The sequence below is a fragment of the Vibrio coralliirubri genome, from assembly GCF_024347375.1.
GTDB classification, from domain to species: domain Bacteria; phylum Pseudomonadota; class Gammaproteobacteria; order Enterobacterales; family Vibrionaceae; genus Vibrio; species Vibrio coralliirubri.
In genome coordinates this window covers 2,932,998-2,944,503 of record NZ_AP025470.1, presented here as the reverse complement: position 1 = coordinate 2,944,503, position 11,506 = coordinate 2,932,998, and the positions used below count along the sequence as shown (strand labels likewise).

Annotated in this window: 10 protein-coding genes and 1 pseudogene; 6 read left to right on the top strand and 5 right to left on the bottom strand. The window is 39.4% G+C overall.

The genetic code is table 11. The features are described from left to right. Positions 1 to 73 precede the first annotated feature (73 nt). A pseudogene (locus OCV20_RS25925) lies at positions 74 to 467 on the top strand (hypothetical protein); the annotation flags it as partial. A gap of 99 nt (positions 468 to 566) precedes the next feature. Continuing rightward, positions 567 to 1,064 carry a ParB N-terminal domain-containing protein gene (locus tag OCV20_RS13425; protein WP_261881415.1) on the top strand — a complete coding sequence of 166 codons (498 nt, stop codon included), beginning with the start codon at positions 567 to 569 and terminating at the stop codon, positions 1,062 to 1,064. On the opposite strand, the gene OCV20_RS13420 is transcribed toward OCV20_RS13425, so the two are convergent. Next, positions 1,053 to 2,224, bottom strand: a protein-coding gene (locus OCV20_RS13420; protein WP_108721736.1) for an IS3 family transposase whose coding sequence is annotated in 2 segments (ribosomal slippage) — positions 1,053 to 1,942 and positions 1,942 to 2,224 — 1,173 coding nt in all. Because the reading frame shifts where the segments join, the coding sequence is not laid out codon by codon here. The genes OCV20_RS13425 and OCV20_RS13420 overlap by 12 nt on opposite strands. 135 nt (positions 2,225 to 2,359) lie before the next feature. Between OCV20_RS13420 and OCV20_RS13415 the strand changes: the two genes are divergently transcribed. Next, complete coding sequence (locus tag OCV20_RS13415; RefSeq protein WP_261881414.1) at positions 2,360 to 2,905, top strand: hypothetical protein; 546 nt, start codon at positions 2,360 to 2,362, stop codon at positions 2,903 to 2,905. Here OCV20_RS13415 and OCV20_RS13410 read toward each other — a convergent pair. Continuing rightward, positions 2,865 to 3,785, bottom strand: a complete 921-nt coding sequence (locus OCV20_RS13410) for an IS5 family transposase (protein WP_261881408.1) — start codon at positions 3,783 to 3,785, stop codon at positions 2,865 to 2,867. The two genes, OCV20_RS13415 and OCV20_RS13410, sit on opposite strands and share 41 nt — an antisense overlap. Before the next feature lie 139 nt (positions 3,786 to 3,924). On the opposite strand from OCV20_RS13410, the gene OCV20_RS13405 reads away from it, so the two are divergent. Next, positions 3,925 to 5,058, top strand: a complete 1,134-nt coding sequence (locus tag OCV20_RS13405) for a potassium channel family protein (RefSeq protein WP_157896360.1) — start codon at positions 3,925 to 3,927, stop codon at positions 5,056 to 5,058. A gap of 7 nt (positions 5,059 to 5,065) precedes the next feature. Here the strand turns inward: OCV20_RS13405 and dndE are convergent, their stop codons facing one another. The 3 genes from dndE to dndC are packed head-to-tail and all read right to left on the bottom strand — an operon-like array spanning position 5,066 to position 9,362. Continuing rightward, the gene (gene dndE, locus OCV20_RS13400; RefSeq protein ID WP_086775562.1) at positions 5,066 to 5,434 is read right to left on the bottom strand and encodes a DNA sulfur modification protein DndE; all 369 of its coding nucleotides are present in this window, start codon (positions 5,432 to 5,434) and stop codon (positions 5,066 to 5,068) included. Next, positions 5,431 to 7,401: a DNA sulfur modification protein DndD gene (gene dndD, locus OCV20_RS13395; protein WP_086775563.1), complete on the bottom strand. Its 1,971-nt coding sequence runs from the start codon at positions 7,399 to 7,401 to the stop codon at positions 5,431 to 5,433. Before dndD ends, dndE begins: the two co-directional genes overlap by 4 nt. Next, a complete protein-coding gene (gene dndC, locus OCV20_RS13390) occupies positions 7,401 to 9,362 on the bottom strand; it encodes a DNA phosphorothioation system sulfurtransferase DndC (RefSeq protein WP_086775564.1) in 1,962 nt (653 codons plus the stop codon). The genes dndD and dndC overlap by 1 nt, the downstream gene beginning before the upstream one ends. Before the next feature lie 207 nt (positions 9,363 to 9,569). Between dndC and dndA the strand changes: the two genes are divergently transcribed. After that, the gene (gene dndA, locus OCV20_RS13385; RefSeq protein WP_086775565.1) at positions 9,570 to 10,694 is read left to right on the top strand and encodes a cysteine desulfurase DndA; all 1,125 of its coding nucleotides are present in this window, start codon (positions 9,570 to 9,572) and stop codon (positions 10,692 to 10,694) included. Positions 10,695 to 10,699: 5 nt separating this feature from the next. After that, on the top strand, positions 10,700 to 11,503 hold the full coding sequence (locus OCV20_RS13380) for a restriction endonuclease (RefSeq protein ID WP_086775566.1): 804 nt from the start codon (positions 10,700 to 10,702) through the stop codon (positions 11,501 to 11,503). Positions 11,504 to 11,506: the final 3 nt, after the last annotated feature.

The window sequence follows — 11,506 nt, the reverse complement described above, 5'->3', positions numbered from 1 at the left end:
GTGTTGCCTTGAGATAGATATATATGGATCAGGTAATATTACTTGCTCTTTGAAAAAATGAGGTTATTTCTTTGAAGTACAGGGTGACTTCCACCAAATTACTAAGATGATTTTGGTGGATGAGGCGGATAATTTCATGTCTCAGAACTTTCCAAGCTTGCGTAAGATCTTGAAGGAAGACCGCGAGTACGGTGTTGGTGTGATTCTTTCTACACAAGACATTACCCATTTCCAAACTGGTGAGAATGACGACTCAAGCTATGTACTTACTTGGGTAATTCATCGCGTAGCGAAGATTCGCCCACAAGAGCTAAAAGCCATGTTTGGTGTCAATGAAAAAGCTGAGCAAGAGAAGCTGATGGAAATCATCAATATATAAGCTAGAGAAACACTACAGCTTATATATTGATGGAGCAAAGAAGATACTTCCAATGAGAGATAGAGCATTCTGGGAGCTTTTGGGTTGAATCTAGCTGTTACATCATTGACCCTGTAAGGAAAGAGAGTTGATGTGGTAACAATGACCCAAATATATCAAAGTTAACTAAATTTTAAACGGTGGAAATATGACAATTGGGTATCAGTTAAAAGACATAGCTGTTGAAATTGATGATTTAATCTTGGATGCCAATAACTATAGGCTTAGGAATGGTCATGAGCATGAAGAAGTTTCTGATAGTAAGATGGAAACTGATAATATGCAGAAGGAAGTACAAAGATTGCTGGCAAAGCAAAAGCTCGGAGATTTAAAAGAATCGATTAAGCAAAATGGATTCTTAGAAGTTGATCGAATTGTTGTTCGACAATCAAGTGCTTCTCAAAAACTTATTGTAATAGAGGGTAATCGGCGAACAGCAGCATTTAAGTCGTTGATACTTGATGATAAAGAACATAGGCTTCAACTAGGTGAAAATTTAAAGAAAAAATCTAAAGATATCAATGTAGTATTAATATCAGGTTCGCCTGAACAGATAGCTAGTTACTCATCTACTTTAATGGGTATTCGCCACGTTTCTGGACTGATATGGCCCCTAAAAAGTAGACACAGGGGTTTAGTTGATTAGTTCAAAGTCCATGGGACTCACTCCACCTAGAGTCCCATGTCTTCTTACTGGATTATAATAGGTATCGATATAAATTCGACTCTGCATCGTCATTTCTTGTCGTGAAAGCTGATCTAAGTTGTTCATCCACTCTTTCTTATATTGCGCAAAGAAGCTTTCGGAACAAGCGTTGTCCCAACAGTTTCCTTTTCTCGACATGCTGACTTTAATCTTTCGTTTACGGTGCCAACGGATCGTCTCCAACGCTCGATACTGTATACCTTGATCGGAGTGAAACAAAAGCTCGTGACCTAAGGGCTGCCTTTGTTTCCAAGCCTTATTCAGGCTTCTTAGCACTAACTTTGCGTTATTAATGCGACTTGTCGACCAACCAATCACTTTGCGTGAAAACAAATCTAAGACGACGCACAGGTATTGCCAACCATCAGTACAGCGCACCTGAGTTATATCTGACACCCAAACTCGATCGGGTTTATCCACCTTAAATTGACGGGCAAGAATGTTATAGGCAGGTATAAGCGTATTTTGTCTTGGTGCTCGTCCATATCGCTTCTTGCTCGCGCAAGAGCGATAGCCCATATTCTGCAGAAGCCTCTGTACTCGCTTTTTATTACAAATAAAGCCGTTAGCGACCGCTGCTTCCCAAAGCTTTCGATAGCCTGGAATACAATACTGAGCTTTGCTTTCTCTCCTCAAGTAGTGACTTAAAGACTCATTGTCTGTCTCTCGCTTCGATGGTTTCCTTGTTAGCCACTTGTAATAACCCGCTTTAGAAACACCCAACCATTGGCATAGTCGTATGACAGGAAGCTTCACACTGGCCTTCTTAAGGATATACTCGAACCTTATTCTTTTTGGCTGTCGAAGAAAGCCTTCGCTTCCTTTAAGAAATCATTCTCCAGCTCTGCCATCTCAAGCTTCTTTTTCAATTGACGGATCTCTTTCTCCAGTTGTGCAAAGGATTTTTCGGGGCCGTGGTTAGGTATTGGGAGGGAGTTAGTCTTTTTCGATGTCATTTGGCATCTCCATTTAGAAAGTAGCACCGGCGATATTCCTAAGGATAGTGCTACTGACTTAACGGTATCAGAAGAATCGAGAGATCGCTGAACAGCTTCTCGTTTAAATTCGTCTGTATATTGTCTTTGTGATTTTACTTTCATGACACTCAATGCTCTGTATTAAGTGTCTACTTTTATGGGGTCACATCAGGACCGAAAACTTGGAGGGGTATTCAAAGTGCTGAGTTAATACATGACTTAATCAGTGACGGGAAGTCTCCAGCACAGGTTAGTGCAATGTTGGGAATTAGTACTATGGATGTAAATAGGCGGCTGAGAGGATATTTGGCTTATAATCAAATGGCAAGTGAATATAAGTTGGAGATGAAAACTAATTTTTATACTTTACTCCTAGAGTTTCTTCCTATTAGAAATAGTATTGGAAGAACTTGGTTGAAATGGAATGAAACAAACAACAAATTTGACAATGAAAAGAATTTAAAACGATTATACAAAGCATTCTATCAACAGCAGGGTTATATAAAACCGGAGATTAGTAATCCTGATGATGCAAGGCTATTCCTCAAGGCTATAAGTATAGAAAAATATAAAGTTAAAATTGAAAATAACGAATCTATTCTCGATATGGGAACTATAGATGATGAGCAAGATATATCTAAAGTTCTGAAAGAGTTTGATAAGTTCATGTCTAATCTAAGAAAGGAAAACTTCAATGCTAGTGAAATATGGCTTTGTTGCGTAATTAAATTTAGAGATAGAGCCAACCCGTTTCGCTTGTTTCTTAGTCAATACGACAAGTTTCAGGCATACCTAACCCAGTAAGCTTGTTCAACGCTTTTATCATCGCGTAAGTTTCACCCACCTGGGCATTGTAATTTCTTAAGCTCAGTTTCCCTCCTAGCAACTGTTTAACTCGATACATCGCTGTTTCTGAGAGTGAACGTTTGTGGTATCCATACCGCTCTTTCCAATACTTATTTGAGTCGTATAATTTCTGGCAACCCACGGCGAGATTTCGAGGGTGACCACGCTCCCAGAAGGCAGCCCCTTCTCTTGGGGGAATAAGCGCAATAGCTCCCTTAATCTTAATAGCAGCGTGACACGCTCTCGTGTCGTAAGCGCCATCACCAGACACCTCAAGGATACTTCGGCGTGTTTGTTTCAGTAAGTTCGGGAGTACTTCTCCATCTGTAACCGTCGATAAACTTAGCTCGGCGGCAATGATCTCATGAGTGTTGGTATCGACTGCAATATGCAGCTTTCGCCAGACTCTACGCTTGCCATCCGTCCCATGTTTTTTGACTTTCCATTCACCTTCGCCATAAACCTTAAGGCCAGTAGCATCAATGGCTAGGTGCTGTATCGCTCCTCTCGTTTTAGTCTTAAATGAAACCTCAACTTGCTTGGCTCTACGACTGATGCAGGTGTAATGCGGACAACTTAACGGTACATGGGCTAACCTAAATATCGAGTCGATAAATCCTTGCAGCGCTCTCAATGGCATAGAAAAAACTCGTTTGACCATGAGTGCTGTCGTGATAGCTAAATCACTGAACCGACGCGGCCTACCGCGCTTATTCTGTTTGCTTTGCGCCCATCCGCTTATTGCTTCTTCATCAATCCAAAAAGTCAGAGAACCACGGTTAATGAGTGATCGGTTGTATTGCTTCCAGTTGGTTGTTTTATAACGAGGCTTAGGCATAGGACTACGAGATAGAGTGGAGGTAGCTGATCAGATCGTAGGTTCTTGATTTAGTTCCATTGAATTACGCAACAAAGCCGTGAAATATCACTAATGACTTCTATAAAAGGAAAGTTAATTAATAACTTAGGTGATAATCGTGGATAAGAACTGGTTTGAAGAAACATTAGAGACATTAAAGGTTGAGTTAAAAACTAACAGTTACATTGATGGTAGCTCCTTTTTATTTAACTCTCTCCAAGAGAACTGGCCGGATGAGTTAGAGTATGATGTCGACGATGATGTATTAGAAGACTATGTTAGTGACAATATTGATTTATTTGAAAGGTGGATGTCAAATAATGAACCGTCTATTAAAATTAGCAACGGTTATATTTGGTCTTTTAATCTGGATAGAAATATAAAAGATTTGGATGATAACTTAGGAAAAAACGAAGAATTACTAATACCGGTTGAAGGTGCTGAAATATCAGATATATTGGAGTTGGTGAAAGTTCGTGAAAGGTTTGTAAAACAAGGCGAGTATAGTAAAGCTTATAGTTATGCAAAAAAAATATTAGAGTTAACGGAAAAAAACAAGCCATCAAATGATAATGCATTATCAAAAGCTTTGGAGTCCTTAGGTGATATTGTTTGTCATTTGCCAAGCAATAGAATGGAGCAAGCTAGTTATTATGAAAAGGCTGCAATAAATAAGCTCTCAAATAATGATACTTTATCATCTGCGAAGTTATATAAAAAAGCAAAAAACTCTGAAGGGATTAGCCTGTCTAAAAAGCTTGAGTTGATCAGAAAGTCTAGAGTTTTGTTCTCCGAATCAGGAGTTAATGACGAAGCATCCAATTTATATATAGAAGAGTGTGACATCAATAGAGGCCAAAAAGTTGGTCTTGAAAAATTGAAGTTGTCGTTTTATAAGGCTCTCAGTAACTACGGAGAGTCTCCATGGTTAGTGTTATTTTGGATTGCAATTGTTATTCTTCTTTGGGCATTGTTTTACTCACTTTTCGATATTAACGTCCCCTCAGATGGAGTACTTAATTGCGATTTAAGTGTTGTCGATGACATGCGTTGTTTTGAAATTGAAAATAAACAAGAACCTCATCCGCTAACATATATATATTTCAGTTTTGTGACATTTACAACGTTAGGTTATGGCGACTATTCTCCTGTTGAAGGTGCTGCGAGATTTTTTGCGTCAGCTCAAGCATTAATTGGACTAATTTTGTCAAGTTTATTTATTGCAACATTTATCAGGAAGTTTAGTAGATAAACGGCCCTTAAAGGGCCATGTTCATAAAATCTTCTATAGTTCTAGACTTATTAGATAAGTAAGAAATGCCACGATGAAGGTGAAGCTTAAAGTGATAATAAAGCTCATCTTCATCTATTTTTCCAAAGTCAGTCTTTATTCTTTGACGCAACATCGCTAAATAGATATCTGAATACTCGCCACCAAATACTTTCCATGTCATTTCAACATTACTATTAGTAACTATGTCTTCATGTGGTGGGATACTTTCCTCTTTCAAGGAAAGCATCAATGCCCAACGGCAAAGCACATTCCAGTTATCGATTTTGGTGTTCTTTTTTACTGTGATAAGTTGCCCTTTGGCTTTTTCTGATAAGCGAACGGTTTCAATGCTCATGCTGATTCTCCAAAGTAGCCTTCAGTAATGGTTGATGTTTTGACTGCCTCTTCATAGCTAATGTGATATTCCTTCGCTACTGAAGATTTTAGTTTTTTGTAGTACTGTCCAGCGATCTCTTCATCGGTTGATAGGAGAATGACTTGACCAGCAGCCTCTGGGAAATAGTTTTCAACAAGTTTTGTTCTATGCTTACCATCTAGTCGACCCATAGGGGTATCGATGATAGTTGGAATTTCTTTTCCTGACGTTTCCGCTAGTGCCCAAAGGATAGCCACAGACAATAGTTGACGCTCACCTGCAGAAAGACGTTTAGTATCCAAAGCTAAGCCGTCTAAGCCCAAAAGAGTCAAGTTAAACGTTTTGGGGTTGATCTTAACTTTTTCGACCAGTTCAGATTTTCTCTCCAGAGAGTCAAACTTACTCTTAATTCGCTTTTCTAGTGTCGTAATGTTCTCTTCAATAAGTTGCGCTTTGAATGCATCAACAATACCTCTCATTTCGACGAGATGTTCTGCGACTTGCTCGTTGCGTTTGCCCTCGAAATCTTCAGCATTTTGCTGGATTAGAGTTGCATCTAGACGTGCTTCATTCTCATTTATTTGAGTTTTACATAAGGCCATCTCTTCCATGAGAGAGTCTAGGGTTGTTTTCGAATGAGCAATAGACGCTTCAATTCTACCTTTTGCCTCAATCTGTTCTTTAACAGACTCTGAATCTGGAACAGCATCAAGCTTTTTGTCTAATAGAGCCAGTGTTTCTTGTAGCTCTTTTTTCTGCTTTATTAGTTCCTCACTCTCTGTTTTGTCTGATTCTATTGCGGTTTCGGCAAAGTCAAATATTACAGGGTTAGTGTTTAGATACTTTTCTTGGCTTAAGCTATCCTTTGACTCTTTCCATATTGAGTTTAGTAACTGGTCCACTTGCTCAGCAACATCGTTAGTGGCTGTCGCTTTTAAGCGTTTAACTAGTTCGTCATTATTTGCTTTGATATGCTTTTGTGCATTATCAAAACCAGTAACCTCATCCTCTAATAAAGCTTGCTGCTTTGTCTCTCGCAGTAAAGTTTGAGCAAGAGATAACGGCATAGCCCCCGCAGCCAGCTTGATAAGGTTGTGATCAATCGCTTCTAATTGGGAAGCAATTGCTCTTCGGTCAAGTTGAATGTCGTTAACATCATCCAGCAAGTTTGCGCCGGAAGTTTGCATTTGAATTTCGATGTCTTTTAGTTGGTCTGTTAGAACGTTCTCTTCATCTAGTATGTTTTGAATATTCTTTTCGATACCCAGAAGATTGCTATCTAGAAGTTCTTTTCTTTGCTTGAGCTCTTCAACTTTTTTACTCGCAGTACTATCTAAGTTACGCTCTTGACGTCGACGCTTTTGGCTATTTAGATCCTTGGATAGCTGAGTGAAGAGTTCTAACCCAAGGAGAGCTTCAATACCTGTTTTTAGTAGTTGTGCAGAGCGAGCTGGATCTGCTAAGTCTTCAATCTTTTCGCCGTCAAAAAAGAACAGCTCTGACATGCTTTGAGGAATAAATTCGGATACGAAGTCGTTCCAATTATCCGTTAACAGTTTATCAAGTTCTCCATTAACTAGAACTTGAACTTTGTCCGTGATTTCTTTGTTAGCTGTAGCCTCCCATGAGCGAATGACTTCGTATCGCTTGGTCTGGGTTCTTTGAGTATGTCGGAAAGACAAGGCTACAGAGGCGGATTTGTTCTCACTGTATCTATTGACTGCTTGCTTTAGATAGTCGCTGTACGACAATTTGCCACGATTAGAACACTTCGCGTTTTTCCCGTATAGCGCTAGCTGAAGAGAGTCTAGAAACGTCGTTTTTCCTCCACCATTCAACCCTCCAAATAAAACAACAGGTTTAGTGTGGTCTGTGACATTAAGATCTACGATATGTTCGCCTTGATAGATACCAAAGTTGTTGAGCGTTACTTGTTCAAAAATCACTATTTGTCTCCCGTTGCAATTAAGTTGTCGGCAGACAATAGTTTGTTATTACGGTTATTCATTTCGAGGGTTTCTTGAGCTTTGCGATCGAGTAGAGCAAAAGATTTATCAATTTGATAAATATAATATTCGTATAGTTTAGTTAGGCCATTTACTAATTTAACTTCTAGTGTGAATGCTTCGTCAGCTTGGTGGCTATCTGAAGTTAGCTCAACGTAATAAGCTTTGTATTTCTTTACTTTACTTATCTCTTTCTTAGCATCCAGAATCTGAAGGTTTGAAGCTAGATTCTTTAAGAACTCATGTTCATGTCCAACAGTTTGAAGGCGATTCAGTTTAACGAGTGCTTCATTTTTCACTTTGTCTAACGCAAAGCGACGAGCATGATCGATGCTCTCAAATGCACCCTTGTCGATAGCAGACTCTAAGTCATCTGAAATTTTAGCTCTTCGCAGTTGGTGCTTATATCTATCTTCAATAGAAAGCAGCGTTCTAAGCTGTTGGTACTTAAGTTCGTCAGGGTCGTCATGTTTTGCACAAAACTCTTTGAGTTGGCCAAGAATCTTGTGGTTAACAACGGGGCTATAAGCTCTAGGCGCACCGTCATATTTCTTTCCTGTGACCTCTTGATAGATTAGAGGAACGTTGTCTTCCGCCTCATTTTTTTCATCAACCCAAATACGGCGAATCTCTTCTAGATCATCAAGTGTTAGAAGCTCTAGATTTTTAACATCAGATGGTCCGCACTCTCTAACTTCCATCTGAGCTTGCAAAACTTTACGAAGCATTGATTCCCTGAAGGTCTGTTTATAAGGACCACGAACAATATCAGCAGGTAAATTTTCGTATTTAAAATCGGTGTTATCTTCATATTGAGCTAACAACTCAAACATATCCTCACTATCAGCCAGATCTTTTTGTTCGCTGAACTCTTTCATGCTGATATGAACGGTAAGGCTACCATTCATTCTTCTAAAGTCGCGATTGTGTTTATCTCTCGCGATTTTATTGGCTTTAGCGTCTTTGTTAGAGTCATTGATGTCTATCTCATTGCGCAGAGCAAGCAGTGGTAACATCCACTCTTTTTCTTCGTCATTAGCAATCATTGCTGCCATAGACTTATCTTCCCCTACCATAGTGCATACGTAACAACCAAAACGGCTGTCACCACAACTTGGAGTAGACTTATCAACGACAAGAGGACATTCACCACCGTCAGTAGCACCTTGGTACATACCTAAGAGGTCAGTGTTTCTATAACCCCAAGGGTTTTTCTGTTGGGTTAGAAAAGACCAAACATCATCATTTGTCCAATCTTCCACGGGTGTATATACCCATACGCGATCAAGCTGAGTATTTACGTTTAATCCATCATCTTTACGAGTATTGTCTGAGCGGTTTTCTATGTTCTCCATACTCGCAGCGCGAACTGTGCTCTCATGTTTACGAGTACCTAGTACTAAAATCGCTTCACCGTTCTTTTTAACAACATCCTGAATAAATGTGTTTGAAGGGCTGATCTTTAATCTATCTGTACACCAACGGAACTTATAGCGAGGTGCAGGGTAACCTTTACCAATTAAGTTAACCCAGAATCTGTCTTCAGTTTTTGGTGTGAGACGATGAGGATGAATAGGCAGTTCTTGTTCATCAACCGCTTTCTGCATTTGTTTAAGAGAACGATCAACCCAAAGAGCTACGATTGGGTTTTCGACTAATGTGTCGGTGCTAATGACGTGAACAGGCTTAGTCGCTTTCCCTTCTTCTTTTAGTTCGGACATAGCATTCCAAACGATTTGAAGTATGGCTGTTGAATCTTTACCGCCGCTATAACCTATAACCCAAGGGATATCATCCTTTTGGTAAAGCTCTTTTGTTTTTTCCGTTAGCTGTCGTATAGTTTTTTTGAAGCCGAGTCGGTTAAATGCAGAGTAGGTAACATGTTGATTTTCAAGTGCCATGGGGTTCTCTTAGGTAATAGGGAGACTTTCCGTATTAAGATTTGTAGAATTGCAGTTTCTTTAACTAAACGAGCCAGAAAGACAGCGTAGTTTAAACGAATACGGTTGTCGTATCTACATGCTAAATACAGGGACTTATCAACAAGGTTGTTGTGATGAAACTGTCACCGTTGACCAAACTGATCTAATTACGCAACAGGAAACTTAATGACTACATACCTAGACTGCAACGCAACAACTCCAATAGCACCAGAGGTCGCTGAAATTGTTAGTAAATATATGTTTGAAGAGTACGGAAATGCAGGAAGTCGAACTCATGAATTTGGTGTAAGGGCAAAGCAAGCTACTGAACTAGCGAGGCAACAAGTTGCGGATGTTGTTGGAGCTGGGAAGAATGAGGTGATTTTCACTAGTGGTGCAACTGAAAGCAATAATATTGCTATTTTAGGTCTGAAGTCATGGGCAAATAGCCAAAACAAAAAACACATCATAACCACTAAAATTGAGCATAAAGCGGTTTTAGAACCATTTGAAGTTCTTGAAAAAGAAGGGTTCGATGTTACCTATTTAGATTGCGATGAATCTGGACTGATATCGAAAGAGTCATTAGTAGAGTCCTTGAGAGACGATACTTGTTTAGTGAGCATTATGCATGTCAACAATGAAACAGGTTCTATTCAGGACATTTCTGGGTATTGTGAAGTTTTAGAAAACCACACTGCATATTTCCATGTTGACGCTGCACAAGGTTTTGGGAAGTACAGTGAACCTCTAAACCATAGCCGTGTTGATATGATGAGTGTAAGTGGTCATAAGTTGTATGGCCCGAAAGGTATTGGGGCTCTTATTGTTAGGCGTCGAGGCTTTAAAAAGGTTCCATTACAACCGTTGATGTACGGCGGTGGTCAGGAGCGTGGCTTAAGACCTGGTACATTGCCAGTTGCTTTGATTGCTGGTTTAGGTGAAGCATGTTCTTTAGCATATAAAAACTCAGAAATGTGGTCGCAACACTGCCAATCTTTAAAGGATAAAGCTTTGAGTGCTCTTTCTGAGATTGGAGTAGAGGTTAATGGGCAAAATGCAGCGCCTCATGTACTCAATTTCTCTATCCCCGAAGTGAATTCTGAAGCTACTATGGTGGCTTTGAAAGGTATTGCGGCAGTTTCAAATGGCTCGGCTTGTACTTCATCAAGCTACACTCCTAGCCATGTTTTAACGGCTATGGGGTTAGATGAAGAACGTATTGATAGTGCGATCCGTATGTCTTGGTGTTATCAAACAAAAGAGTTACCATTGGAAGCTATAGTAGAAAAAATCAAACAATATCTGTGAGTTAAATGAAAATTTATGAGGCTGCTATAGCGGCATTAAACTCTCTTCAAAAGCCAGCAACAGCGTCTGAAGTGTATGAAACGATTGTTGGTAATCAGCTATATGTTTTTGGGGCAAAGAAGCCGATTGAAGTTCTTCGAGTGACGATGGATAAGCACACTAAGAACAAAGCGTTCACAAAAATGAATGCTGAAAGGTATTTCTACAAACATACAAATGGTAAGTATGAACTTTTGGAAGAGTACCGTAAATTTTCAATAGGCTATGAAATTAAAGAACCTTCTCCCGAAGAAATTCAAAGTGACGATTGTTCTGAGCAAATTTTTGAGTTGGCAACGCAACAAAAAGAGAAGTGTAAAGCTGAAATCCTTTCTTACTTACGATCTCTGTCCCCTAGTGAATTTGAAGAGTTTAGTGAGTTGTTTTTGAATAGGTATGGCTTTAAAAGTATGAATGTTACCTCTGTTGGCAGAGATGGTGGGATTGATGTGAAAGGAGCTTTGAAAATTGGTATTGCAGAGATGAGAGTTGCTGCTCAATGTAAACGGTATGCTGAAAACAATAAAGTTGGCCGTCCGGATGTTTCTCAGTTTCGAGGTGATATTACCGGTGAGTACGAGCAAGGAATTTTTATAACGACGAGCAGCTTTACAAAAGAAGCCCAAGAGGTTTCATTCAAGCCTGGTTGCGTTCCTATCGTTCTAATTGATGGTGAACAATTAGCGGAAACAATTATTGAAAAAGGCATCGGTATTCAAAAGCAACAAGTTGAGATTTATGACTTTGATGCTGACCTTATTTATAGTTGATTC